At 66.5% G+C, this 26,443-nt stretch carries 23 protein-coding genes and 1 riboswitch; of the genes, 22 read left to right on the top strand and 1 reads right to left on the bottom strand.

Translation table 11 applies throughout. The annotated features are described in order from the left end of the window. Positions 1-82 precede the first annotated feature (82 nt). The 20 genes from BM013_RS00795 (at position 83) to BM013_RS00890 (ending at position 22,429) form a co-directional block, all read left to right on the top strand. A complete protein-coding gene (locus BM013_RS00795) occupies positions 83-1,732 on the top strand; it encodes a 3-(methylthio)propionyl-CoA ligase (RefSeq protein WP_093121608.1) in 1,650 nt (549 codons plus the stop codon). 143 nt (positions 1,733-1,875) lie between these two features. After that, positions 1,876-3,105: a branched-chain amino acid ABC transporter substrate-binding protein gene (locus BM013_RS00800; protein WP_093121611.1), complete on the top strand. Its 1,230-nt coding sequence runs from the start codon at positions 1,876-1,878 to the stop codon at positions 3,103-3,105. 255 nt (positions 3,106-3,360) lie between these two features. Beyond that, a complete protein-coding gene (locus tag BM013_RS00805; RefSeq protein WP_093121614.1) occupies positions 3,361-4,593 on the top strand; it encodes a branched-chain amino acid ABC transporter substrate-binding protein in 1,233 nt (410 codons plus the stop codon). 80 nt (positions 4,594-4,673) lie between these two features. Next, the gene (locus BM013_RS00810) at positions 4,674-5,627 is read left to right on the top strand and encodes a branched-chain amino acid ABC transporter permease (RefSeq protein ID WP_093121617.1); all 954 of its coding nucleotides are present in this window, start codon (positions 4,674-4,676) and stop codon (positions 5,625-5,627) included. Between the two features lie 4 nt (positions 5,628-5,631). Beyond that, positions 5,632-6,969, top strand: a complete 1,338-nt coding sequence (locus BM013_RS00815) for a branched-chain amino acid ABC transporter permease (RefSeq protein ID WP_093121620.1) — start codon at positions 5,632-5,634, stop codon at positions 6,967-6,969. Further along, on the top strand, positions 6,966-7,736 hold the full coding sequence (locus tag BM013_RS00820; protein WP_093121622.1) for an ABC transporter ATP-binding protein: 771 nt from the start codon (positions 6,966-6,968) through the stop codon (positions 7,734-7,736). Before BM013_RS00815 ends, BM013_RS00820 begins: the two co-directional genes overlap by 4 nt. 1 nt (position 7,737) lies before the next feature. After that, on the top strand, positions 7,738-8,433 hold the full coding sequence (locus tag BM013_RS00825; RefSeq protein WP_093121625.1) for an ABC transporter ATP-binding protein: 696 nt from the start codon (positions 7,738-7,740) through the stop codon (positions 8,431-8,433). Positions 8,434-8,582: 149 nt separating this feature from the next. Beyond that, a complete protein-coding gene (locus tag BM013_RS00830; protein WP_093121627.1) occupies positions 8,583-10,688 on the top strand; it encodes a 3-hydroxyacyl-CoA dehydrogenase NAD-binding domain-containing protein in 2,106 nt (701 codons plus the stop codon). A gap of 55 nt (positions 10,689-10,743) precedes the next feature. Then, complete coding sequence (locus tag BM013_RS00835) at positions 10,744-12,219, top strand: M20 family peptidase (protein ID WP_093121630.1); 1,476 nt, start codon at positions 10,744-10,746, stop codon at positions 12,217-12,219. A 40-nt stretch (positions 12,220-12,259) separates the two neighbouring features. Continuing rightward, on the top strand, positions 12,260-13,435 hold the full coding sequence (locus tag BM013_RS00840; RefSeq protein WP_093121633.1) for an acetyl-CoA C-acyltransferase: 1,176 nt from the start codon (positions 12,260-12,262) through the stop codon (positions 13,433-13,435). 2 nt (positions 13,436-13,437) lie between these two features. Then, the gene (locus tag BM013_RS00845; protein WP_093121635.1) at positions 13,438-13,908 is read left to right on the top strand and encodes a PaaI family thioesterase; all 471 of its coding nucleotides are present in this window, start codon (positions 13,438-13,440) and stop codon (positions 13,906-13,908) included. Between the two features lie 31 nt (positions 13,909-13,939). Continuing rightward, positions 13,940-15,793 carry an acyl-CoA dehydrogenase gene (locus tag BM013_RS00850; protein WP_093121639.1) on the top strand — a complete coding sequence of 618 codons (1,854 nt, stop codon included), beginning with the start codon at positions 13,940-13,942 and terminating at the stop codon, positions 15,791-15,793. Continuing rightward, a complete protein-coding gene (locus BM013_RS00855; protein WP_093121641.1) occupies positions 15,793-16,050 on the top strand; it encodes a hypothetical protein in 258 nt (85 codons plus the stop codon). Before BM013_RS00850 ends, BM013_RS00855 begins: the two co-directional genes overlap by 1 nt. Positions 16,051-16,072: 22 nt before the next feature. Beyond that, the gene (locus BM013_RS00860; protein ID WP_093121644.1) at positions 16,073-16,375 is read left to right on the top strand and encodes a Dabb family protein; all 303 of its coding nucleotides are present in this window, start codon (positions 16,073-16,075) and stop codon (positions 16,373-16,375) included. Between the two features lie 25 nt (positions 16,376-16,400). Then, positions 16,401-17,198 carry an SDR family oxidoreductase gene (locus tag BM013_RS00865; RefSeq protein WP_093121646.1) on the top strand — a complete coding sequence of 266 codons (798 nt, stop codon included), beginning with the start codon at positions 16,401-16,403 and terminating at the stop codon, positions 17,196-17,198. Between the two features lies 1 nt (position 17,199). Further along, entirely contained in the window at positions 17,200-17,667 is a 468-nt protein-coding gene (locus tag BM013_RS00870) for a PaaI family thioesterase (RefSeq protein ID WP_093121649.1), read from the top strand. A 59-nt stretch (positions 17,668-17,726) separates the two neighbouring features. Next, positions 17,727-18,743: an NADP-dependent oxidoreductase gene (locus tag BM013_RS00875; RefSeq protein ID WP_093121652.1), complete on the top strand. Its 1,017-nt coding sequence runs from the start codon at positions 17,727-17,729 to the stop codon at positions 18,741-18,743. A 41-nt stretch (positions 18,744-18,784) separates the two neighbouring features. Further along, complete coding sequence (locus tag BM013_RS00880) at positions 18,785-20,431, top strand: isovaleryl-CoA dehydrogenase (RefSeq protein WP_093121655.1); 1,647 nt, start codon at positions 18,785-18,787, stop codon at positions 20,429-20,431. A 44-nt stretch (positions 20,432-20,475) separates the two neighbouring features. Then, positions 20,476-21,414: a glutathione S-transferase family protein gene (locus BM013_RS00885; RefSeq protein ID WP_093121658.1), complete on the top strand. Its 939-nt coding sequence runs from the start codon at positions 20,476-20,478 to the stop codon at positions 21,412-21,414. Between the two features lie 109 nt (positions 21,415-21,523). Then, positions 21,524-22,429 carry an SDR family oxidoreductase gene (locus BM013_RS00890; protein WP_093121661.1) on the top strand — a complete coding sequence of 302 codons (906 nt, stop codon included), beginning with the start codon at positions 21,524-21,526 and terminating at the stop codon, positions 22,427-22,429. Between the two features lie 32 nt (positions 22,430-22,461). Here BM013_RS00890 and BM013_RS00895 read toward each other — a convergent pair whose 3' ends face one another. Then, a complete protein-coding gene (locus BM013_RS00895; RefSeq protein ID WP_093121664.1) occupies positions 22,462-23,130 on the bottom strand; it encodes an FMN-dependent NADH-azoreductase in 669 nt (222 codons plus the stop codon). 150 nt (positions 23,131-23,280) lie between these two features. Between BM013_RS00895 and BM013_RS00900 the strand changes: the two genes are divergently transcribed. Both BM013_RS00900 and cysS read left to right on the top strand, forming a co-directional pair. Beyond that, complete coding sequence (locus tag BM013_RS00900) at positions 23,281-24,183, top strand: LysR substrate-binding domain-containing protein (RefSeq protein ID WP_093121666.1); 903 nt, start codon at positions 23,281-23,283, stop codon at positions 24,181-24,183. A gap of 204 nt (positions 24,184-24,387) precedes the next feature. Next, positions 24,388-25,743: a cysteine--tRNA ligase gene (gene cysS / locus BM013_RS00905; protein ID WP_093121669.1), complete on the top strand. Its 1,356-nt coding sequence runs from the start codon at positions 24,388-24,390 to the stop codon at positions 25,741-25,743. Positions 25,744-26,259: 516 nt separating this feature from the next. Continuing rightward, a riboswitch (yybP-ykoY riboswitch) is annotated at positions 26,260-26,440 on the top strand. Positions 26,441-26,443: the final 3 nt, after the last annotated feature.

Consider the following 26,443-nt stretch of genomic DNA (forward strand, 5'->3'; position numbering starts at 1 on the left):
GTCATTGTGGAAGTGGCCGAAGCTTGCGTGAATCCTTTGATCGCCAAGTTTTCATGAAGTCATTTCTTTTAGGAGTCCGTAGATGCTGGGTTTGATGCAAGACCAACCGCTTTTGATCTCGTCGCTGATCGAGTTCGTCGAGCGCCACAACGGCGACGGCGAGATCGTCTCGCGCCGTGTCGAAGGCGATATCCACCGCTGCACGTGGCGCGACATCGCATCGCGCGCCAGGCAGGTGGCCAATGCGCTGGACGGCGAGCAACTGCTGTTCAGCGACCGCATCGCCACCCTGGCCTGGAACGGCTACCGCCACCTGGAGCTGTACTACGGCGTGAGCGGCAGCGGCCGCGTGCTGCACACCATCAACCCGCGCCTGCACCCCGACCAGATCGCGTGGATCGCCAACCACGCCGAAGACCAGATCCTGTGCTTCGACCTGAGCTTCCTGCCGCTGGTGCAGGCGGTGCATGCCAAGTGCCCCACGATCCGCAAGTGGGTGGCGCTGTGCGACGCCGACAAGCTGCCCGCCGACAGCGGCGTGCCCAACCTGGTGAGCTACGAGAGCTGGATGGGTTCGCAGTCCACCGACTACGACTGGCCCAGCTTCGACGAGAACTCGGCCTCGAGCATGTGCTACACGAGCGGCACCACGGGCAACCCCAAGGCCGCGCTGTACAGCCACCGTTCCACGCTGCTGCACGCGTACGCCGCCGCACTGCCCGACGTCATGCGCCTGTCGGCACAGGATTCGGTGCTGCCGGTGGTGCCGATGTTCCACGTCAACGCGTGGGGCATTCCGTACTCGGCGGCGCTGGTGGGCTGCAAGGTGGTGTTCCCGGGCCCGGCGCTGGACGGCAAGTCGGTGTACGAGCTGATCGAGGCCGAAGGCGTGACGTTTGCGGCCGGCGTGCCCACCGTGTGGCAGATGCTGCTGGGCCACATGCAGGCCAACGGCCTGAAGTTCAGCAAACTCAACCGCACGGTGATCGGCGGCTCGGCCTGCCCGCCGGCCATGATCACGGCGTTCCAGGCGCTCTACAACGTCGAGGTGCTGCATGCCTGGGGCATGACCGAGATGAGCCCGCTGGGCACGCTGTGCACGCTGAAGAACAAGCACCTGTCGCTGCCGGCCGATGCGCAGCTGCAGATCCGCATGAAGCAGGGCCGCGCCATCTTCGGCGTCGACATGAAGATCGTCGACGGCGAGGGCAACGAGCTGCCGTGGGACGGCAAGGCCTACGGCGACCTGCTGGTCAAGGGCCCGTGGATCGTGAAGGAATACTTCAAGGGCGAGGGCGGCAACCCGCTCGTTGCCGATGCGCAGAACCGCGGCTGGTTCCCCACCGGCGACGTGGCCACCATCGACGCCGAAGGCTACCTGCAGATCACCGACCGCAGCAAGGACGTGATCAAGTCCGGCGGCGAGTGGATCAGCTCCATCGAGATCGAGAACATCGCCGTCGCGCACCCGGGCGTGGCCATGGCCGCGTGCATCGGCGTGTTCCACCCCAAGTGGGACGAGCGCCCGATCATCGCCGTGGCCAAGAAGCCCGGCGGCGAGGTCACCCGAGAAGAACTGCTGAAGTTCTACGAAGGCAAGACCGCCAAGTGGCAGATCCCCGATGACGTGGTGTTCGTCGACGCCATTCCGATCGGCGCCACCGGAAAGATCCTGAAGACCAAGCTGCGCGAGCTGCTCAAGGACTACAAGCTGCCCACCACCACCCCCTGAACCCACAGGCAAAGCCCTGCCGCACTGTCGCGCACGCGATAGGAAAGCCGCCTCGGCGGCCTTCCTTCCGGGCAATCCCTGTGCGGTGAAAAAAAGGGCGCTTGTACGCTGCGATCCCGCCATTCAAAAACTGGAGACTCTTCATGCAATTTGCTATCAAGTCAGTAGCTGCCTGCGTAATGTTGGTGAGCGCCGCCGCCGCATTCGCTCAAAAAGGCGAGACCGTCAAAGTCGCCTGGCTCGACCCGCTTTCGGGCCTCATGGCCGCGGTCGGCACCAACCAGCTCAAGACCACGCAATTCCTTGCTGAAGAGTTCAACAAGAAGAACCAGTCGGGCGTGAAGTTCGAGATCATCGGCATCGACAACAAGCTCAGCCCGCAGGAGACCACCGCCGCGCTGCGTTCCGCGCAGGACCAGGGCGCGCGCTACATCATGCAGGGCAACGGCTCGGGCCCGGCGCTGGCGATCATCGACGCCATCGAGAAGAACAACTCGCGCAACCCCGGCAAGGAGTTGCTGTTCATGAACTACGCTGCGGTCGACCCCGACCTGACCAACAGCAAGTGCAGCTACTGGCACTTCCGGGTGGACGCCGACACCTCCATGAAGATGGAGGCGCTCACCACCTGGATGAAGGACCAGCCCGACATCAAGAAGGTCTACCTGCTCGGCCAGAACTACGCCCACGGCGTGCAGGTGGCCAAGTACGCCAAGGAAGACCTGAAGGCCAAGCGCCCCGACATCCAGGTCGTGGGCGAAGACCTGCACCCGCTCGCGCAGGTGCGCGACTTCTCGCCGTACATCGCCAAGATCAAGGCCTCGGGCGCCGACACGGTCATTACCGGCAACTGGGGCTCCGACCTGTCGCTGCTCATCAAGGCGGCCAACGACTCGGGCCTGAACGTCAAGTTCCTGACCTACTACGCGCCGGGCGCCGGCACCCCCACGGCCATGGGCGCCACGTCCGACGGCAAGGTCTACACCGTGGCCTACGCCCACTACAACATGGGCGGCGAGATCCAGCAGCTGCTCAACGGCTACAAGAAGCGCATGAACGACGACCTGACGCAGGCCTCGATCTACCACGTGTTCGCGCTGCTGGACGCGGCCTTCGCCAAGACCAAGTCGACCGACCCCGTGAAGGTGGCCGCGGCGCTGGAAGGCATGAAGATCAAGAGCTTCAACGGCGAGGTCGAGATGCGCAAGACCGACCACCAGCTGCAGCAGGGCCTCTATATCTCCCGCTGGGAAAAGGCCAGCGCCAAGTACCCCTACGACGCCGAGAACACCGGCTACACGAACGTGCCCGTGAAGTACTACGAGTCGTACGTGGCGAGCACGCCCACGTCGTGCCAGATGAAGCGTCCCTGACCACCTGAGGCCCGGGGGCTTCCAGGCCTTGCGGGCGGTATTTGCTCACGCTTTTTCGCATGGTTCCTACCCGCCGGTAGCAGCGATCTACCCGCGGGTAGCAACCCAGTGAAAAAGCGGTGTCGCATGGGCGATAGAAACGGGCCTTCGGGGCCCCTTCTTACGGGCATTCCCTGAGGAGAGGGGCACCAAAGGCTTGTACGCTCGTGCAGGATTTTGATTCGGTTCTGATTCGGTTTGACCAGGAGATATAGATTGAATTTCGCTCTGAAAATCGCTGCCGCGGCCGTCATCGCGGCCACCGCCACCGGTGCTCTCGCCCAGAAGGGTGAAACCGTCAAGATCGCATGGCTCGACCCGCTCTCCGGCCTCATGGCCGCGGTCGGCACGAACCAGCTCAAGACCTTCCAGTTCTTCGCCGAAGAGTTCAACAAGAAGAACGCGGCCGGCGTGAAGTTCGAGATCATCGGCATCGACAACAAGCTCAGCCCGCAGGAAACCACCAGCGCGCTGCGCTCGGCCCTCGACCAGGGCGCGCGCTACATCGTGCAGGGCAACGGCTCCGGCCCGGCGCTGGCCATCATCGATGCGCTGGAGAAGAACAACGCGCGCAACCCCGGCAAGGAAGCGCTGTACCTGAACTACGCGGCGGTCGACCCCGACCTGACCAACAGCAAGTGCAGCTACTGGCAGTACCGCTTCGACGCCGACACGTCGATGAAGATGGAAGCGCTGACCACCTACATGAAGGACCAGCCGGAAATCAAGAAGGTCTACATCATCGGCCAGAACTATGCGCACGGCCAGCAGGTCTCCAAGTTCGCCAAGGAAGACCTGAAGCACAAGCGCCCCGACATCCAGATCGTCGGCGACGACCTGCATCCGCTGGCCCAGGTGCGCGACTTCGCGCCCTACATCGCCAAGATCAAGGCCTCGGGCGCCGACACCGTCATCACCGGCAACTGGGGCTCCGACCTGGCGCTGCTGATCAAGGCGGCCAACGACTCGGGCCTGAACGTCAAGTTCTATACCTACTACGCCGTGACCACCGGCACGCCGACCGCCATGGGCTCGGCGTCCGACGGCAAGGTGTACCAGGTCGGCTACGCCCACTACAACATGGGCGGCGACATGCAGAAGTACGCCGAGGACTTCAAGAAGAAGTTCAACGACGACCTCTACACCACCGACGTCTATACCGTGTTCCAGGCGCTCACCGAGGCCTTCGTGAAGACCAAGTCGACCGACCCCGTGAAGGTGGCGGCCGCCATGGAAGGCCTGAAGTTCAAGAGCTTCAACGGCGACGTCGAGCTGCGCAAGACCGACCACCAGCTGCAGCAGGGCCTGTACATCACCAAGTGGGAAAAGGCCAGCGCCAAGTACCCGTACAGCCCGGAGAACACCGGCTACACGCTGGCGCCCGTGAAGTTCTACGACGCCTACGTGGCGAGCACGCCCACCTCCTGCCAGATGAAGCGTCCGTCCTGAGTCCGGGAACACACCCACGCGGTCGAGGCCCGACTTCAACACTCGGGCCTTTTTCTTTTTTCACCTGACACGAAAGACCGATGAACGTCGAATTCTTCGTCATCTCGCTGCTCAACGGCGTGAGCTACGGCTTGCTGTTGTTCATGTTGAGCTCCGGCCTCACGCTGATCTTCAGCATGATGGGCGTGCTCAACTTCGCGCATGCCAGCTTCTACATGCTGGGCGCCTACTTTGCCTACACGCTGTCGAACGTCGTCGGCTTCTGGCCGGCGCTCTTCATCGCACCCTTGCTCGTGTTCGCGCTGGGCGCGGCCTTCGAGCGCTACTGCCTGCGGCGCGTGCACAAGTTCGGCCATGTGCCGGAGTTGCTGGTGACCTTCGGTCTTTCTTACCTCATCCTGGAGCTGGTGCAGCTGGTGTGGGGCCGCTCCACGGTGCCTTACGGCCTGCCGCAGGCGCTGCAGGGCCCGCTCTTCACGCTCTACGGCACGCAGTTCCCCAAGTCGCGCTCGTTCATCATGCTGGTGGCGGTGCTGATGCTGGTGTCGGTGTGGCTGCTGCTCACGCGCACGCGCATCGGCCTGGTGATCCAGGCGGCGCTGAAGCACCCCGACATGGTCGAGGCGCTGGGCCACAACGTGCCGCGCGTGTTCATGCTGGTGTTCGGCGGCGGCGCCGCGCTGGCCGGGCTGGCCGGCGTGGTCGGCGGCAACACCTACGTCACCGAGCCGGCCATGGCGGGCTCGGTCGGCTCCATCATCTTCGTGGTGGTGGTGGTCGGCGGCATGGGTTCGCTGGCGGGCGCCTTCCTGGCCTCGCTGATCATCGGCGTCGTGCAGACCTTCGCCGTGGCCATGGACCAGTCGCTCGCGACCGGCCTGCAGGCACTCGGCATGGCGGTGACCGACCAGACCTTCGGCTACGAACTGCTCAAGCTCACCATCTCGCAGGTCGCGCCCATCCTGCCTTATCTGTTCCTGGTGCTGATCCTCATCTTCAGGCCCAAGGGTCTTCTCGGCACGCGGGAGGACTGACGCCATGACCACTGCAACCACCACCACGCCGGCCGCGTCGGCCAAGGCGCCGACCCGGTACTACCGGTTCAAGCCGCTGAACATCGGCCGCATCCTGATCTGGTCGCTTTTCGCGCTGCTGCTGATCGTGGCGCCGATGCTCTTCAAGAGCAGCCTGGCGCTCACCATGCTGTCGCAGATCGGCTACCTGATCATCATCTGCCTGAGCTACAACATCCTGCTGGGGCAGGGGGGCATGCTCAGCTTCGGGCATGCGGTGTACGTCGGGCTGGGCTCGTTCATCGCCATCCACGCGATGAACATGGCCAGCGCCGGCCAGCTGCCGATCCCGCTGGTGCTCATTCCGCTCGTGGGCGGGCTGGGCGGCCTGTTCTTCGCCGTGATCTTCGGCTACGTGTCGACCAAGAAGTCGGGCACCACCTTCGCGATGATCACGCTCGGCCTGGGCGAGCTGGTCGCGGCCATGGCGCTGATGTTCCCGAGCTTCTTCGGCGGCGAGGGCGGCATCACCACCAACCGCGTGTACGGTACCTCGTTCTTCGGCATCACCTTCGGGCCGCAGAACCAGGTGTACTACCTGATCGCCGTGTACTGCTTCATCTGCACCGCGCTGATGTTCGCCTTCACCGGCACGCCGCTGGGCCGCATGCTGAACGCGGTGCGCGACAACCCCGAGCGCGTGGAGTTCATCGGCTACAACACGCAGCGCGTGCGCTACTACGCCTTCATCATCGCGGGCTTCTTCGCGGGCATCGGCGGCGGGCTGGCGGCCATCAACTTCGAGATCGTGAACGCGGCCGACAGCCTGAACGGGCTGCGCTCGGGCAGCTACCTGCTGTTCACCTTCCTGGGCGGCGCCACCTTCTTCTTCGGGCCGATCATCGGCGCGGCGCTGCTGGTGTTCGCGCTGGTGCTGCTGTCGGAGCTCAGCAAGGCCTGGCTGCTGTACGTGGGCCTGGTGTTCCTGCTGATGGTGATGTTCGCCCCCGGCGGCGTGGCCAGCCTGATCATGATGAACGTGCGCGTGGCGCTGTTCGGCAAGATCAAGCGCTTCTACTTGCTGTACGTGGGCCTGTTCGTCGGCGCGGCCATCATGCTGGCCGGCGCGGCGGCCGTCGTGGAAATGATCTATCACATGCAGCTCAACGCAGCGCTCGGCCCCATGGTGGCGTTCGCGGGCCTGCAGCTGGACACCTCCTCGGCCACGAGCTGGATCGTCGCGGTGGCATTGCTGGCGGTGGGCCTGGGCATCTTCGAGGTGATGCGCAGGCGCTTCGCGAAGGTCTGGGGCCAGGCGCAGGAAGAAATCGAAGCCGAGATCAAGCGGCGGGAGACGGCATGACCTATTCACTCGAACTCAAGGGCCTGCGCAAGAGCTTCGGCAAGACCGACATCATCCGCGGGGTCGACCTGGCGGTGAACGCGGGCGAGCGCATCGCCATCATCGGGCCGAACGGCGCGGGCAAGTCCACGCTGTTCAACCTGATCAGCGGGCGCCTGGCGCCCACCAGCGGCGAGGTGCTGCTCAACGGCCAGCGCATCGACGGCAAGCAGCCGTACGAGATCAATCGGCTCGGGCTGTCGCGCAGCTTCCAGATCACCAACATCTTTCCCAAGCTGAGCGTGTTCGAGAACCTGCGCTGCGGCGTGCTGTGGAGCCTCGGCTACAAGTACAGCTTCCTGCGCTTCCTCTCGAACCTGGACGACGCCAACGAGCGCACCGAAGAGCTCATCAAGCAGATCGGCCTGGAGAAGAAGCGCGACGTGCATGCGGTGAACCTCACCTATGCCGAGCAGCGCGCGCTCGAGATCGGCGTGACCATTGCGGGCGGCGCCAGCGTGATCCTGCTGGACGAGCCCACGGCCGGCATGAGCAAGACCGAGACCTCGCACTTCATCTCGCTCATCAAGCACGTCACGGTCGGCAAGACGCTGCTGACGGTGGAGCACGACATGGGCGTGGTGTTCGGCCTGGCCGACAAGATCGCGGTGGTGGTGTACGGCGAGGTGATTGCCTTCGACACGCCGGCGGCAGTGCGTGCCAATGCGCGCGTGCAAGAGGCTTATCTCGGTTCCTCCGTGGCCGATGCACAAGGAGCTGGACACTGACATGCTGAAGCTCAAAGACATCCACGCCTACTACGGCAAGAGCCATGTGCTGCATGGCGTTTCGTTCGACGTGAACCCCGGCGAAATCGTCGCGCTGCTGGGCCGCAACGGCTCGGGCCGCTCGACCACCGCCAAGGCCATCATGGGCCTGGTGCATGCCGAGGGCGGCCTGCACTGGAAGGGGCAGGACATCCTGCGGCGCAAGGCCTACGAAATTGCGCACTTCGGCATCGGCTACGTGCCCGAGAACCGCGACATCTTCCCCAAGCTCACGGTGCACCAGAACCTGCTGCTGGGGCAGAAGGGCTCGGGCAAGGGCAGCCGCTGGCAGTTCGATGACATGTACGCCATGTTCCCGCGCCTGAAGGAGCGCCAGCACACCGAGGCCGGCGTGCTCTCGGGCGGCGAGCAGCAGATGCTCACGCTGTGCCGCACGCTCATGGGCGACCCCGACCTGATCATCATCGACGAGCCGACCGAAGGCCTTGCGCCCAAGATCGTGGAGCTGGTGGGGCAGTACCTGCGCACGCTGAAGGACAAGGGCATCTCGGTGCTGCTGATCGAGCAGAAGCTCACCATCGCGATGCAGATCTCGGACCGCGCGCTCGTCATGGGCCACGGCAGCATCGTGTTCGACGGCACGCCCGACAGCCTGCGCGCCGACGCGACCACTCGCAAGGAATGGTTGGAAGTCTGATACCCCCAAGGGGATCCGGGCCGTGCCCCGGACCCCTTGTCCCGGCAGCGACTGCATGCCATTGTTGCGACGCGACAAAAGCCTAGAATCCCCCGAAAAAGAACACTCGTGCTTTTTCTTCTTTTTCTTCACACACCAAGGAACGCAGCATGACGGCTGAATACAAAGTGCTCGGCGATGTCGCCGTGATCACCATGACCAACCCTCCGGTCAACGGTCTCGGTTTCTCGACGCGCATCGGCATCACCGATGGCCTGGCCAAGGCCAATGCCGACGACGCCGTCAAGGCCATCGTCATCACCGGCGCCGGCAAGGCGTTCTCGGGCGGCGCGGACATCAAGGAGTTCGGCACGCCCAAGGCGCTGCAGGAGCCCAACCTGCTGAGCGTGATCCTCGCGCTCGAAGCCTCGGCCAAGCCCATCGTCGCGGCCATCCACTCGGTGTGCATGGGCGGCGGACTCGAGCTGGCGCTGGGTTGCCACTACCGCATTGCCGCACCGGGCACCAGCGTTGCGCTGCCCGAAGTGAAGCTGGGCCTCATTCCCGGCGCCGGCGGCACGCAGCGCCTGCCGCGCGTGCTCGGCGTGGAGACCGCACTGAACATGATCGTGAGCGGCGAGCCCGTGAAGAGCGAACTGCTCGCGAGCCTGCCCGGCCAGAAGCTGTTCGACCGCCTGGCCGCATCGGCCGAGTCGGTGTTCGAAGAGGCCGTGGCCTTCGCCAAGAGCGTGGCCGGCAAGACCGGTGAAGCGCTGCCGCTGGTGCGCAACCTGCCGTGCAAGCACCCGCAGGGCGACGCCTACTTCCAGTTCGCCAAGAACATGGTCGCCGGCATGTCGAAGAACTACCCGGCACCGCTGCAATGCGTGGACGCCGTGCAGGCCGCCACCCAGATGAAGTTCGACGCCGGCATGGCCGAAGAGCGCCGCATCTTCACCTCGCTGATGTTCACGCCCGAATCGCTGGCCCTGCGCCACCTGTTCATGGCCGAGCGCGCCGCGAGCAAGATCCCCGACGTGGCCGACGACACGCCCAAGCGCGAGATCAAGGCCGTGGGCGTCATCGGTGCCGGCACCATGGGCGGCGGCATCTCGATGAACTTCCTGAACGCGGGCATCCCCGTGAAGATCCTCGAGATGAAGCAGGAAGCGCTCGACCGCGGCGTGGCCACCATCAAGAAGAACTACGAAGCCCAGGTCAAGAAGGGCAAGCTCAAGCAGGACAAGTACGAGCAACGCATGGCGCTCCTGAGCACCACGCTCAGCTACGACGACCTGAAGGACGCCGACCTGATCATCGAAGCCGTGTTCGAAGAACTCGGCGTCAAAGAAAAAGTGTTCAAGGAACTCGACCGCGTCGCCAAGAAGGGCGCGATCCTGGCCTCGAACACTTCGACGCTGGACGTCGACAAGATCGCCGCCTTCACCGACCGTCCGCAGGACGTGGTCGGCATGCACTTCTTCAGCCCCGCCAACGTGATGAAGCTGCTCGAAGTGGTGCGCGGCAAGGCCACGGGCAAGGACGTGCTGGCCACGGTCATGGCCATCGGCAAGAAGATCAAGAAGACGGCAGTGGTCTCGGGCGTGTGCGACGGCTTCATCGGCAACCGCATGATCGAGCAGTACTCGCGCCAGGCCGGCTTCCTGCTGGACGAAGGCGCCACGCCGCAGCAGGTCGACAAGGCCGTCGAGAAGTTCGGCTTTGCCATGGGCCCGTTCCGCATGGGCGATCTGGCCGGCAACGACATCGGCTGGGCCATTCGCAAGCGCCGCGCCACCGAACGCGCCGACATGAAGTACAGCCGCACGGCCGACAAGCTGTGCGAGCTGGGCCGCTTCGGCCAGAAGACCGGGGCAGGGTGGTACGACTACCAGGCCGGCAAGCGCGACGCGATTCCGTCGGAGCTCGTCAACAAGATGATCGAAGACCACCGCAAGGAACTGGGCATCACGCCGCGCAAGATTTCCGACGAGGAAATCGTGCAACGCCTGGTGTACGCCCTGGTCAACGAAGGCGCGCACATCCTGGAAGACGGCATCGCGTCGAAGTCGGGCGACATCGACATGGTGTACCTGACCGGCTACGGATTCCCGATCTGGCGCGGCGGCCCGATGCACTACGCATCGCAAGTCGGCCTGTACAACGTGGCCGAGACGATGAAGCGCTTCGCCAAGAACCCGCGCGACGACGCCGAGTTCTGGCAGCCCGCGCCGCTGATCCAGAAGCTGGTGGCCGAAGGCAAGTCCTTCAGCTGAGACCGAGCCGGAATCAGGACCAGGACCAAGACCAGGACCAGGATTTAGACCGCCCATGTTGAAACGCATCTTCCTCGGGCTGCTGCTGGCCATCGTGCTGCTGGTGGCGGTCGTGGCGGTCAAGACCTGGACCACGCCATCGCAGCAACTGGCGGTGGCGCCCGCACCCAAGCTGGACATCGACCTGCAGGCGGCCGCCAAGCGGCTGTCCACGGCGATCACGTTCCGCACGGTGTCGGGCATGGACGACCCGGCCGCCAACGCGGCCGAGTTCGACAAGCTGCACGCCTACCTGGCGCAGCAGTTCCCCAAGGTGCACGCCACCCTCAAGAAGGAAGTGGTGGGCAACAAGGCGCTGCTCTACACCTGGAGCGGCACCGACCCTTCGGCCAAGCCCGTCGCACTGATGGCGCACCAGGACATGGTGCCCATCGCCCCGGGCACCGAGAAGGCCTGGACGGTCGACCCCTTCGCCGGCGAGATCAAGGACGGCTTCGTCTGGGGCCGCGGCACGCTCGACAACAAGAGCAATCTTTTCGCGCAGATGGAAGCCATCGAGCTGCTCATCGGCGCCGGCTTCAAGCCGAAGCAGACCGTCTACCTCGTGATGGGCGACGACGAGGAAGTGAGCGGCCTGCGTGGCGCGCTGCCCATCGCCGAGCTGCTCAAGTCGCGCAACGTGCGCCTGGACTGGGTGCTCGACGAAGGCCTGCTGGTGCTCGACGGCGTGCTGCCGGGCCTGAGCAAGCCGGCGGCGCTCATCGGCCTGGCGGAGAAGGGCTACGGCACGTTCTTCCTGTCGCTGGACACCGCGCCCGGCCATTCGTCGATGCCGCCGCAGCACAGCGCCATCGGCAGCATGAGCGCGGCGCTCGCGCGGCTCGAGGCCAACCCGATGCCCGGCGGCATCAAGGGCATTGCCGGCCAGATGTTCGGCACGCTCGCGCCCGAGATGAGCGGCGTGAACCGCGTGATGCTGTCCAACCTGTGGCTCACCGAGCCCGTGGTGCGCGGCATTCTCGAGAAGAGCCCCAGCAGCAACGCCATGCTGCGCACGACCACCGCGCTGACCATCATCCGCGCGGGCAACAAGGACAACGTGCTGCCCGGCCGCGCCGAGGCCGCCGTCAACTTCCGCATCCTGCCGGGCGACACGCTCGCCAGCACCGAGGCGCACCTGCGCAAGCAGCTGGCCAACGACGACATCAAGATCAAGCCGTACCCCGGCAACGCCGAGCCGTCGCCGGTGTCGCCGACCGACAGCACCGGCTACCGCGCGATCCAGCAGGCCGTGCGCCAGACTTTTCCCGACGCGGTGGTGGCCCCCGGCCTCATGACCGCCGCCACCGACTCGCGCCACTTCAGCCTCGTGAGCGACGCCGTCTTCCGCTTCTCGCCGTTCCGGCTGAAGGGCGAGGACCTGGCGCGCATCCACGGCAACAACGAACGCCTGGCCATCTCGAACTACGGCGAGATGATCGGCTTCTATCACCAGCTCCTGAGCAACACCAACGCTGCTCCGGCGCAATGACGACCACCTCTTTTCCCTTCCATCTTCAAAGGACCTCACCATGACCAGCGCCGTCATCGTTTCCACCGCCCGCACGCCGCTCGCGAAGAGCTGGAAGGGTGCCTTCAACATGACGCACGGCGCCACGCTCGGCGGCCACGCGGTGCAACACGCGGTGCAGCGCGCCGGCATCGACCCCGCCTCGGTGGACGACGTCATCATGGGTTGCGCCACGCCCGAAGGCGCGACCGGCTCCAACATCGCACGCCAGATCGCACTGCGCGCCGGCCTGCCGGTCACCACGTCGGGCATGACCATCAACCGTTTCTGCTCGTCGGGCCTGCAGACCATCGCCACCGCCGCCCAGCGCATCATCGCGGGCGAGGGCGAGGTCTATGTGGCCGGCGGCGTGGAGAGCATCTCGTGCGTGCAGAACGAAGCCAACAAGCACATGCTGGCCGACCCGTGGCTCGTGAAGCACAAGCCAGAGATCTACTGGAACATGCTGCAGACGGCCGAGCAGGTCGCCAAGCGCTACAACATCGCCCGTGACGCCATGGACGAGTACGGCGCGCAGAGCCAGCAGCGCGCGACCGCCGCGCTGGAAGCGGGCCTGTTCAAGGCCGAGATCGCCCCCATCACCGTGCTGGCCGGCGTGGCCGACCCGGTGCTGGGCCTGCGCACCAAGGAAGTCACCATCGAGAACGACGAAGGCATTCGTCCCGGCACCACCAAGGAAGGCATCAGCGGCATCCGCCCGGCCATTCCCGGCGGCGTGATCTCGGCCGGCAATGCCAGCCAGTTCTCCGACGGCGGCGGTGCCTGCGTGGTGGTCGACGAGAAGTACGCCGAGCAGAAGGGCCTGAAGCCCCTGGGCCGTTTCCTCGGCTTCGCCGTGGCCGGCTGCGAACCCGACGAGATGGGCATCGGCCCCGTCTTCGCCATTCCCAAGGTGCTCAAGCGCCTGGGCCTCACGGTCAACGACATCGACCTGTGGGAGCTGAACGAAGCCTTCGCCGTGCAGGTCATCTACTGCCGCGACAAGCTGGGCATTCCGGGCGACCGCCTGAACGTGAACGGCGGCGCCATCGCCGTGGGCCACCCCTACGGCGTGAGCGGCCAGCGCCTCACGGGCCACGCGCTCATCGAAGGCAAGCGCCGCGGCGCCAAGAAGGTCGTGGTCACGATGTGCATCGGCGGCGGCATGGGTGCCGCGGGCGTGTTCGAGGTCTTGTAAGCATGTCCGGCTTGGGCCACGACCAGGAGGTCTCGCCCGAAGCCGTTCTGGCCTACGGGCGCCGCGTGCTGGCATCGCAGCCGTTCAGCGCGCTGATCGGTGCGGAGTTGCACGCGTTCGGGCCGGGCGAGGCCGAGCTTCAGCTGCCGCTCACCGCGCAGCTGAAGCAGCAAAACGGCTTTGCCCACGGCGGCATCGTGAGCTACATGGCCGACAACGCGCTCACCTTTGCCGGTGGCAGCGCATTGCGCGTGCCGGTGGTGACCTCCGAATTCAAGATCAACTACGTGCGGCCCGCCCTGGGCGACCGCTTGATCGCACGCGCCCGCACGGCGCATGCCGGCAGCTCGCAGGCCGTCTGCACCTGCGAGGTGTTCGTGGTGAACGACGGCATCGAAAAGCTCTGCGCGCTGGCGCAGGGCACGATCGCCAGGCTGCCCGATCCCCCGAAGAAGCAGCAAGTAGCGCCCTGAAAAGCAGCAAGTAGCAAGAAGAGACACCATCATGAGCCTGCGTTCCACCCTCGACTTCCTGCTCTACGACTGGCTCGACGCCGAGTCGCTCAACCAGCGCGAACGCTTTGCCGACCACTCGCGCGAGACCTTCGACGCGGTGCTCGACACCTGCGAGCGCATCGCGCGCGAGAAGTACGCGCCGTTCAACCGCACGGTGGACACGCAGGAGCCGCATTTCGACGGCGAGAAGGTCATCCTGCCGCAGGCCACGCACGACGCGCACAAGGCCTTCGTCGAATCGGGAATGATGAGCGCCGCGCAGGACTACGACATCGGCGGCATGCAGCTGCCGTACACGCTGTCCGCCGCGGCCAACAGCTTCTTCGCGATGGCTTCGGTGAGCATCGGCTCCAACATGCTCACCAGCGGCAACGCCAACCTGCTGATGGTGCACGGCACCGGGATGCAGAAAGAGGTGTTCGCCAAGAACGAGTTCTCGGGCCGCTGGGCCGGCACCATGTGCCTGTCGGAGCCGCAGGCCGGCTCGTCGCTGAGCGACGTGGCCACGCGCGCAGTCCCTGACGGCGACGACTTTCAGGACGACCCGCTGGGCCCGCGCTACCGTCTCACGGGCAACAAGATGTGGATCTCCTCGGGCGACCACGAGCTGACCGAGAACATCGTGCACATCGTGCTGGCCAAGATCCCCGACGAGAACGGCAAGCTGGTGCCGGGCACGCGCGGCATCTCGCTGTTCATCGTGCCCAAGCGCATGGTCGACACGCAGGGCGAACTCACCGGCCAGCGCAACGACGTGGCGCTGGCGGGCCTGAACCACAAGCTGGGCTGGCGCGGCACCACCAATACGCTGCTGAACTTCGGCGAGGGCAAGTACCCGGTCGGCGGCAAGGCCGGCGCGGTGGGCTACCTGGTCGGCGCGCCCGGCAAGGGCCTGCACTGCATGTTCCACATGATGAACGAGGCGCGCATCGGCGTCGGCACGGCGGCCACCATGCTCGGCATGGCGGGCTACCACGCCTCGCTGGAATACGCCAAGAGCCGCCCGCAGGGCCGGCTGGTGAAGAAGGCCGAAGCGGCCGGCGCCGCGGTGGTCAAGGACTCGGCCGCGCCGCAGGTGCGCATCATCGAGCACGCCGATGTGCGCCGCATGCTGCTCGCGCAGAAGGCGTACTGCGAAGGCGCGCTGGCGCTGGAGCTGTACTGCGCCCGCCTGGTCGACGAGCAGAAGACCGGCGACGCACAGGCCGCCGACGACGCGCGCCTGCTGCTGGAGGTGCTCACGCCCATCGCCAAGAGCTGGCCCAGCGAGTGGTGCCTGGAAGCCAATTCGCTGGCCATCCAGGTGCACGGCGGCTACGGCTACACGCGCGACTTTCCGGTGGAGCAGTACTGGCGCGACAACCGCCTGAACATGATCCACGAGGGCACGCACGGCATCCAGGCGGCCGACCTGCTGGGGCGCAAGGTGCTGATGGAGAAGGGCCGCGGCCTGCAGCTGCTGGCCGGGCGCATGACCGACACCATCGCCCGCGCGGCCGAGGTTACGGCGCTGGCGGCGCACGCCAAGGCGCTGGGCGCCGCGCTGCAGCGCATCGGCAGCGCCACCGAGGCCGCCTGGTCCACCGGCGACCCGGCGGACGCACTGGCCAACGCCGTGCCGTACATGCAGGCCTTCGGCCACACCGTGGTGGCCTGGATCTGGCTGGACGTGGCACAGCGCGCCCTGCAAGGCGACGCGCAAAAGACCCGGGCAGTAACAGCTGGCAAGATCGGCGCCACGGACTATTTCTTCCATTACGAGCTGCCGAAAATCGGTGCCTGGCTCAACGTGGTCGAAACCCGCGACCCGACCTGTACCGCTTTGCCCGAGGACGCCTTTTGATGGCCATCAACAATCCGCCGAACCCCACCCCCTCCGCCACGCCCGCCGCCAAGCCGCCGAAGCCGTACGCCCGGCTCGAGAAGTGGATCTGGATCCTGATCTACGGCGGTTTGTTCGCCTTCATCCTGGGCATTGCCACCGGCCGCACCGACACCGCGCTGGGCTGGTCCATCGCCGTGCCCGGCGGCATCGTGGCCGTGGCCGGCTTCGTGCTGATCTACGTGCGCTCGCGCCTGCCCAACACCCCCACCAAATAAGACGAGAAAGACGAGGCCCGCCATGCTCAAGCACATCGTGATGTGGAAGTTCAAGGAACACGCCGAAGGCACCGACAAGGCGACCAACCTGCTGAAGGCCAAGGCGCTGCTCGACGCCTGCGCCAGGCTGTCGCCCGGCACGCACCGCTTCGAGGTGGCCATTGCCCAGCCCGGCCTGGAAGCCACCTATGACCTGGTCCTGTACGCGGAATTCACCGACGCCGCCGCGCTCGCGGCCTATTCGGAGCATCCGCAGCACGTGGCACTGAAGCCGTTCATCGGCGCCGTGCGCGAAGCGCGCCAGTGCATGGACTACGAGATCTGACCCACCCGAACCCCGGAGACAACCCATGACCGCCCGCACCGTTCAAAAACTGTTCGACCTCACCGGCAAGACCGCCCTCATCACCGGCGGCTCGCGCGGCCTGGGGCTGCAGATGGCCCATGCGCTCGGCGAAGCCGGCGCGAAGATCATGCTGAGTTCGCGCAAGGCCGACGACCTGGAGCAGGCGGCCGCCGAGCTGCAGGCCGCCGGCATCGACGCGCGCTGGATCGCCGCCGACTGCGCCCGCGAGGAAGACACCCGCCGCCTGGCCGACGAGACGCTGGAGCGCATGGGCGCGGTCGACATCCTCGTGAACAACGCGGGCGCCAGCTGGGGTTCGCCGGCCGAGAGCCACCCGGTCGAGGCCTGGGACAAGGTGATGAACCTCAACGTGCGCGGCTACTTCATCCTGTCGCAGCACATCGCCAACGCCTACATGATCCCGAAGAAGGCCGGGCGCATCATCAACATCGCGTCGATCGCCGGCCTGAACGGCAACCCGCCCGAGATGCAGACGCTGGCCTACAACACCTCCAAGACCGCCGTCATCGGCTTCACGCGCACGCTGGCCGCCGAATGGGGCCGCTACAACATCAACGTGAACGCGATCTGCCCGGGCTTCTTCATGACGAAGATGGCCGCCGGCCTGATCAAGTCGCTGGGCGAGGAAAAGATGGCCGCGCAGGCGCCGCTGGGCCGCCTGGGCGACGACGAAGACCTGAAGGGCCTCGCGCTGCTGTACGCGAGCGATGCCGGCAAGCACATCACCGGCCAGTGGCTGGCGGTGGACGGCGGTGTGAGCGTGGTGCTGGGTGCGGCCTGACATGTCTTCTTCTTCCGATACCAGCGACATCAACATCCGCTCGTACACGAGCCAGATCCCGTTCGCGCGCCACCTCGGCTTCGAGCTGACGAAGTTCGAGGGCGGCGAGTCCGAGATCCTGTACACCGCCAAGCCCGAGCACCTGAACACCTTCGACGTGACGCACGGCGGCGCCTGCATGACGCTGCTCGACATCACCATGGCGGCGGCCGCGCGCAGCGTGTCGCCCGAGACCGGCGTGGTCACCATCGAGATGAAGACCAGCTTCATGCAGCCTTCGGTCGGCCCGCTGCATGCGCGCGGCACGCTCATCCACCGCACCGCGACGCTGGCCTTCACCGAAGCCAAGATCTACGACGAGCAGGAGCGCGTGTGCGCCCATGCCACCGGCACCTTCAAGTACGTGAAGCGCCGGCTGCCGACCGGTCCCGCGAGCGCCAACGAAATGCGCCCGCCGTCCACCGATTGACCGACCGATCAATCGACCGATCGACTGATCGACCGAACCAGATTCCCCAGGAGCCCGACATGCCCACCAACAAGCAGATTCACCTCGACAACCGCCCCGACGGCGAAGCCGTTGCCGGCAACTTCAAGCTCGTGAGCGCCGAGACGCCCGCGCTCGCCGACAACCAGGTGCTGGTGCGCCACCACTACATGAGCCTGGACCCGTACATGCGCGGGCGCATGAACGACTCCAAGAGCTACGCGCAGCCGCAGCCGCTGGGCCAGACCATGCAGGGCGGCACGGTGGGCGAAGTGGTCGAGAGCAAGCACCCCAAGTACGCCGTGGGCGACAAGGTGGTCGGCTTCGGCGGCTGGCAGGAATACAGCGTGGTCGACGCCTCGCAGCCCGGCGCGCTGAAGAAGGTCGACACCACGCACGTGCCGCTGTCGCACTACCTGGGCGCCGTCGGCATGCCCGGCGTCACCGCCTGGTACGGCCTGGTGAAGATCATTGCGCCCAAGGCCGGTGAAACGGTGGTCATCACCGCCGCCAGCGGCGCGGTGGGCAGCGCCTTCGGTGCGTTGGCCAAGGCGCGCGGCTGCCGCGTGGTCGGCATTGCCGGCGGCCCCGACAAGTGCAAGTACGTGACCGACGAGCTCGGCTTCGACGCCTGCATCGACTACCGCCAGCACCCCGACGTGAAGTCGATGAGCGCGGCGCTGAAGGAAGCCTGCCCCAAGGGCATCGACGGCTACTTCGAGAACGTCGGCGGCTACATCTTCGACGCCGTGCTGCTGCGCGCCAACGCCTTCGCCCGCGTGGCGCTGTGCGGAATGATCGCGGGCTACGACGGCGCGCCGCTGCCGCTGGCGAACCCCGCGCTGATCCTCATCAACCGCATGAAGATCGAAGGCTTCATCGTCAGCGAGCACATGGAAGTGTGGCCCGAGGCGCTCGCCGAACTGGGCACGCTGGTGGGCACCGGCAAGCTCAAGCCGCGCGAGTCGGTTGCGCAAGGCATCGAGGCGGCGCCCGAGGCCTTCCTGGGCCTGCTGAAGGGCCGGAACTTCGGCAAGCAACTCGTCAAGCTGATCTGAATGCCCCGATGAACTGAAGCGCACGGCAAAGGAGGCCGGTCATGGCAACGACGCACGAGGTCTTCAACCAGCCCGCACCGCTGGTCGACTACAACCTGTTCGACACCCACCGCTCCCTGCGCGATGCGCTGAAGTTCAACGCGCCCACCCTGCAGACCACGCAGCTGCACGAGCTGGGCGCCACCCTCGGCTCGGCCGGCATGCAGGCGCATGCGCGGCTGGCCAACGTCCACACGCCCGAGCTGCACACGCACGACCGCTTCGGCCGCCGCATCGACGAGGTGGAGTTCCATCCGAGCTACCACGCGCTGATGACCGCCGCGGTGGGCGCGGGGCTGCACGGCACGCCGTGGACCGGCACCTCGGCCTCGCCGCACGTGCTGCGCGCGGCGGGCTTCATGCTCTTCACCGAGCTGGAGCCGTCCATCCTTTGCCCGGTCTCCATGACCTATGCGGCCACGCCCGCGCTGCGCGGCAACGCGGCCGTGTACGCCGAGTGGGGACCGAAGCTCGCGAGCCTCCGGTACGACCCGGCCCTGAAAGTCTTCAGCGACAAGCCCGGCCTGACCATGGGCATGGGCATGACCGAGAAGCAGGGCGGCTCCGACGTGCGGGCCAACACCACGAAGGCCGTGCGCGACGGAAGCGACGCCTGGGGCGCGCGCTATGCCCTCACGGGCCACAAGTGGTTCTTCTCGGCGCCGATGTGCGACGCCTTCCTGGTGCTGGCGCAGGCGCCGGCCGGGCTCAGCTGCTTCTTCCTGCCGCGCGTGCTGCCCGACGGCACGCGCAACGCCATCAACGTGCAGCGCCTGAAGGACAAGCTCGGCAACAAGGCCAATGCGAGTTCGGAGGTCGAGTTCCACGGCGCCACCGCCTGGCTCGTGGGCGAGGAGGGCCGCGGCATTCCGCAGATCCTCGAGATGGGCACCATGACCCGGCTCGACTGCGCGCTGGGCACCAGCGGGCTCATGCGCCAGTCGCTGGCCATCGCGCTCGACCACGCCGCGCAGCGCCACGCCTTCGGCAAGCCGCTGATCGAACAGCCGCTCATGAAGAACGTGCTGGCCGACCTCGCGCTGGAAAGCGAAGCGGCCACGGCCCTTGCCATTCGCCTGGCAAAGGCCTTCGACCATCCGGATGACGAGCACGAGCGCCTGATGGCCCGCCTGCTCACGCCGGTCGCCAAGTTCTGGATCTGCAAGCGCGGCAGCCACTTCGCGCAAGAGGCCATGGAGTGCCTCGGCGGCAACGGCTATGTGGAAGAGGGCGGCGAAGGCGTCATGGCGCGCATCTACCGCGAGATGCCGCTCAACTCCATCTGGGAGGGCGCGGGCAACATCATGGCGCTCGACCTGCTGCGCGGCCTGCGCAAGGGCGACGCGGTCGCGGCGCTGGCCAAGGAGCTCGCGCCCGCGCGCGGCCAGCACGCCGCACTCGACCGCCTGGCCGATGCCTTGCCGGCCCGCGTCGAGGCCATGGCCTCCGAGGCGCAGGCGCGCCGTCTGGCACAGGACGTGGCGCTCGCCGTGCAAGCTGCACTGCTCGCGCAGACGGCGCCGCCCGCGGTGGTCGGCGCATTCTGTGCGTCCCGCCTGGGCGGCGACTGGGGCCATGCCTTCGGCACGCTCGGCGCCGGCGCCGGCACCGATTTCGATGCGATCCTCCAGCGCGCGCAACCTCGTTGAGCGCGCGCCGAATTTTCAAACCAAAGACTCACGGGAAACACGACATGGCCGACCTGATCCTCCACCACTACCTGACCTCGCCGTTCTCCGAGAAGGTGCGCCTGATCCTCGGCGCCAAGAAGCTGCCGTGGAAGTCGGTGTTCATTCCGCCGATCATGCCCAAGCCCGAGGTGGAGGTGCTCACCGGCGGCTACCGCAAGACGCCGTTCCTGCAGATCGGCGCGGACATGTACTGCGACAGCGCGCTCATCGCCGACGTGCTCGAGCACCTGCAGCCCGAACCCACGCTCTACCCCGAGCCCGAGAAGGGCCTGTCGCGGATCCTCGCGCAGTGGGCCGACACCACGCTGTTCTGGGCCTCCATGGCCTGGAACCTGCAGCCCAAGGGCGCGGCCGAGGTGTTCGCCAAGGCGCCGCCCGAGGCGCTGAAGGCCTTCGGCGAAGACCGCGGCAAGATGAGCGCGGGCAACATGACCCGCCTGCGCCCGGCCGACGCCACCAGCGCCTACAAGTCGTACCTGCGCCGCCTGTCGGACATGCTCGACGACAAGCCCTTCTTGCTCGGCGAGGTGCCCAGCATCGCCGACTTCTCGGCGTACCACTCGCTCTGGTACACGCGGCGCATCGAGGCGGTGCGGACCATCCTCGAGCTGACGCCCGCGGTGGTCGACTGGATGGACCGCATGGCCGCCATCGGCCATGGCGCGCCCGAGAAGTTCACCGCCGACGAGGCCATTGCCGTGGCCAAGGCCGCCACGCCGCACACGCTGCTGACCGACAGCACCTTCCAGGACGACCACGGCATTGCGCTGGGCAGCGCCGTCACCATCCGCGCCGAGAGCTTCGGCCTGGAGGAAACGCCCGGCACGCTGGTCGCGGCCACGCGCACCCACTACACGCTGGCGCGCAGCAGCGAGCGAACGGGCACGGTGCACGTGCACTTTCCGCGCATCGGCTATGTGCTGAAGGCGGCCGAAGCCTGAACCGGGGCCGAAGCCCCGGCCGGGGCACCTTCGTGACTGCGCTCGCGCGCGTTCCGTATTTCAATTGCAGCTCCAACGTCAGAGACATTCAACAGAAGGACACCGGCAAATGATTCAGGACTTCAAGGGCAAGACCGCCGTTCTCACCGGCGCGGCCTCGGGCTTCGGCCTGGAGTGCGCGCGCATCGGCGCCGCCCGCGGCATGAACCTCGTGCTGGTCGACGTGCAGCAGGACGCACTCGACAAGGCCGCGGCCGAAATGGAAGCCGCCGGCGCGCAGGTGCTGGCGCGCAAGGTCGACGTGTCCGACGCCGGACAGATGGAAGCCCTGGCCGCCGCGGTGAAGGAACGCTTCGGCGCGCCGCACTTCGTGTTCAACAACGCGGGCGTGGGCGCCGGCGGCCTGGTGTGGGAAAACACCGTGGCCGACTGGGAATGGGTGCTGGGCGTCGACCTGTGGGGCGTGATCCACGGCGTGCGCCTGTTCACGCCCATGATGCTCGAGGCCGCCGCCAAGGACCCGGCCTACTGCGGCCACATCACCAACACCGCCAGCATGGCCGGCCTGCTCACGCCGCCGAACATGGGCATCTACAACGCCGCCAAGGCGGCCGTGGTGAGCCTCACCGAGACCATGTACCAGGACCTGAACCTGGTCACCGACCAGATCGGCGCGAGCCTGCTGTGCCCGTACTTCGTGCCCACCGGCATCACCAGCAGCGAGCGCAACCGCCCCAACGCACCCAAGGACAGCGAGCTCACCAAGAGCCAGCTCATCGGCCAGGCCATGAGCAACAAGGCGGTGAGCAGCGGCAAGATCACCGCCGCCGAAGTGGCCGCCAAGGTGTTCGAAGCCATCTCCGACAACCAGTTCTACGTGTTCAGCCACCCGAAGGCGCTGGGCAACGTGAAGAGCCGCATGGAGAACATCGTGTCGGGCGTCAACCCGGCCGACCCGTTCCTGGAGCGGCCGGAGATCGGGCAGAAGCTGCGCGAGCAGCTGCGCTCGGCCTGACACAGGCTTGAGGCTTGGGAGCCAAGGCTTCCTCAGGAGGCCTGCAGCTCGCCCACCAGCGCATCGACGCGATCGAGCGCTTCGGCAATCGACCGGTCGAGCAGGTCACCCGGGTCTTCGGCGTGCTCGATGGCCACGCTGTGGACTTCGGTGAGCCCCAGCAACGCCAGCGGGCTCGCGATGCCGGGCGTCAGCAGGTCCATCTGCGCCTGGAACCCGCCCGGCCCATAGCCGCTGCTGCCGCACGAACTCAGCAGCACCGTGCGGCGACGGCGCTCCGCCAGCAGCGGCACGTACGGGTTCTCGCGGTTGCGGTCGAAATCGAAGGTGGCGCCGATGCGCACGATGTTGTCGATCCATGACTTCAGCGGCGCCGGCATGCCGAAGTTGTACATCGGCACGCCGATCACCAGCACATCCGCGCGGCGGAGCTCCGCGATCAGCGCGTCGCTCTCCGCGAGCACGGCGTGCATCCACGGCTCGCGCTCGGCCGGCGGCGTGTAGCCCGACGCAATCCATTCGCCCGTGACGTGGCCCGGCGGCGTGGCGCCGATGTCGCGGTAGATCACTTCGTCCTGCGGGCGCGCGGCGCGCCATGTCGTCACGAAGCGGTGGCCGAGGCGGCGCGAATGCGAGCCGTGCGCGTGGGTGCCTGACAGGCCGGGGCGGGCGCTGGCGTCGATGTGGAGCAGGGTGGTCATGGCGGGGTCCTTGGTGCGGAGTTGCGGAGTAGGTGGATGAGATGGATGAGGTGAATTCAGCTGTCTGCTTGACACGGTTCCCAATCTATCCAAGCATCCGGAGCGCGACAAACGACGAATTCTTTGCGCCGCTGAAAAATAAATTCATCCATGGCCAACCTGCGTCAACTCCCGCCGCTGGCCGCGTTGCGTGCCTTCGAGGCCGCCGCGCGGCATTGCAGCGCCAAGCTCGCGGCGAGCGAACTCTCGGTCACGCCCACGGCCATCAGCCACCAGGTGCGGCAGCTGGAAGACGCGCTGGGCGTGGCGCTCTTCATCCGCCAGCCGCGGCAACTGGTGCTCACGCCGCAGGGCAGGGAACTGCAGGCGGTGCTGAGCGAGTCGTTCAACGCCATGGCCCATGCGGTGGCCCGGCTGCGCGCGCCGCCGCAGCGCCAGGCCATCACGCTGTCGGCCACGCCGGCGGTGGCGGCGCGCTGGCTGCTGCCGCGCGTGAGCGGCCTGCGCGCGCTGCATCCGCGGCTCGACCTGCGCATTCACGCGTCGCACGAGGCGGTTGCGCTCGACGGCGTCACGGCCGACATCGCCATCCGCTACGGCAAGGGCCAGTGGCCCGGCATGGTGGCCGAGAAGCTGTTCGACAACGTCTTCGCACCCGCCTGCAGCCCCGCGCTCAAGCTGCGTCGACGCGGCGACCTGAGGCGGCACACGCTGCTGCATTTTTTGCTGCCCGGCAGCAGGAGCCAACCCGGTACCTGGGCCGCGTGGCAGCAGCAAGCGCAGGTGCCCGGGCTCGATGTGTCGGCGGGGCCGGTGTTCTCCGACGAGACCCACACGGTGTCGGCCGCGCTGCAAGGGCAGGGCGTGGCGTTGATGAGCCTGGCCTTGATTGCCGACGAGTTGCGCGCCGGCAACCTCGTGCAGCCCTTCGGCCCGCAGTTGCCGGGCCTGCCGTTCCACTTGGTGTGCCCGCAGGCGCGGCGCGAGGAGCCCGCGGTGGCGGCGGTGTTCGAGTGGGTGCTGGGCCTGCAGCCGTTGGGCGGCGAGGTTTGACCCGATGCAGGGGGCGCGCTAGGATGGTTTTCATGTTCGCTCCTGCATCCCCGTCGATCCGCCCCGCGCACGCCTGCTGTGCCCGCGTGCCTAGGGGTGCTTGCGCTTAGCGATCCAGTTCAAGTCCGCATCCCCGATGGCCACCCGTTGCAAGACCGGTGGCCTTTTTGTTTTCCACGTTTCTTCAACTTCAGGAAAGTCCCCATGTCCCTTGCCTTGTACGACACCTGGTCGCGCACCGTGCGGCCCTTCACGCCGCTGCAACCCGGGCATGTGGGCCTGTACTGCTGCGGGCCGACGGTGTACGACCACGCGCACATCGGCAACCTGCGGACCTACGTGTTCGAGGACGTGCTGCGCCGCGTGCTCGAGCTGAACGGCTACAGCGTGCGGCATGTCGTCAACATCACCGACGTCGGGCATCTGGTGTCCGACGCTGACGAGGGCGAGGACAAGATGGAGAAGGGCAGCCGGCGCGCCGGCGAGTCCGCGTGGGCCATCGCCCAGCGCTATACCGCCGCGTTCCAGGCCGACTGGCGCGCGTTGAACCTGCTGGAGCCCGCCGAGTGGCCGCGTGCCACCGACCACATTCCCGAGCAGTTGGTGTTCATCGAGGCACTGGAGCGCAAGGGCTTCACCTACGGGACCTCCGACGGCATCTACTTCGACACGACCCGCCAAGACGGCTACGGTCATCTGGCCCGCCTCGACCGCGCGGGCCTGTGGGCCGGGATGCGGGTGGCGATGGGGGAGAAGCGCAACGTCTCGGACTTCGCGCTCTGGAAGTTCAGTCCGCCGGCCTCAAGGCGCCAGATGGAATGGGACAGCCCCTGGGGCCGCGGCTTTCCCGGCTGGCACATCGAGTGCTCGGCCATGTCGGCGAAGTACCTGGGCCCGTGGTTCGACATTCATTGCGGCGGTGAAGACCATGTCGCGGTGCATCACAGCAACGAGATCGCGCAGACGCAGGCCTGCCACGGCACCCGGCTCGCCAACTTCTGGATGCACGGCCACTTCCTCACGCTCGACGACCGGAAGATGGCCAAGACGGACGGCGACTTCCTGCGCCTGCAGACGTTGATCGACCAGGGCACCGACCCGATGGCCTACCGCTACCTGTGCCTCAGCGCGCACTACCGCAGCACCTTGCGCTACACCGACGAAGCCATCCACGCGGCGCAATCCGCCCTGGACCGGCTGCGCAAGGCCTACGCAGGCTGGCCGCTCGGCGGCACCGCGGATGAGGGCTTCGTGGCGCGCTTCAATGCGGAGGTCAACCAGGACCTGAACCTGCCGCGTGCGTTGGCCGTGGTGTGGGCGCTGGTGCGCAGCGATCTGCCGCCCGAGGTACGACGCGCCACCGTGGACCATGCCGACACCGTGCTCGGGTTGCGATTGAGCGGGTGGGCCGCGCCCGCGCTGGCGATCCCCGAGGACATCGCCGCCCTGTTCGCGCAACGCCAGGCGGCGCGCGACGCCAGGGACTGGGCGCAGGCGGACCGTCTTCGGGCGGTGTTGAAGGCCCGGGGGTGGCAGGTGGAGGACGGCGCAAGTAAGTAGCAGTCACCCAGCCCGTCAAGTGGTGAGGTGGCAACACCCCCGAAGGATTTTTCTGTTGTCGATAACAAAGTCACAAAATAATCTGATTGCTCTTTTGGCCGTTGGCGCCTTGAAACAAATCTCAGGCGTGTTGAGTACCTAAAGACTACTATCCAAGGCATTAGAGAAGACAAGGATTCCTATGGAGACATACCCGACCCTGCGCCAAGCCACAGGCGTTGCCCGCACCCTCAGCAAACGTTCGTCATGCACCATGGTGGTCTATCGCATGGGAGAAGAAAAGTACGTGGCTGCGCATGCCACCGACCGCGTGGAGGGCGGCGCCATCGAGGGGGTGTACCGCGATGGCTACGTCGTGAAGACCTTGCTGACCAAGAAGACCTGAGCGCCGCACCCCGCGTTCCGGTCGATTCGACAAGCCTCCTGCGGGAGGCTTTTTCGTGGGCGCCCCACAAAGCCCTACCGCCAGGGCAGGCGCTGTCACGGGACGGTGGCGCGAGCTCATCTAGAATTGCACCTCCCTTGGGGAGTAGCCGGCTTCCGGACTTCGGAAGCGCTCGCGTCAACATACTCGGATCGCACCTTGCGACCGTGGCGCGAGCAGCCGAAAGGTTGGCGAGACCAGCGGTGCATGAACGCGGCTTTGGCCGGCGGGTTCGTGTGCCGCGGCGTCTTGAACCGGCCTTGCTTGCTACTTCCA

The organism is Variovorax sp. OK605 (assembly GCF_900115445.1).
GTDB lineage: Bacteria > Pseudomonadota > Gammaproteobacteria > Burkholderiales > Burkholderiaceae_C > Variovorax.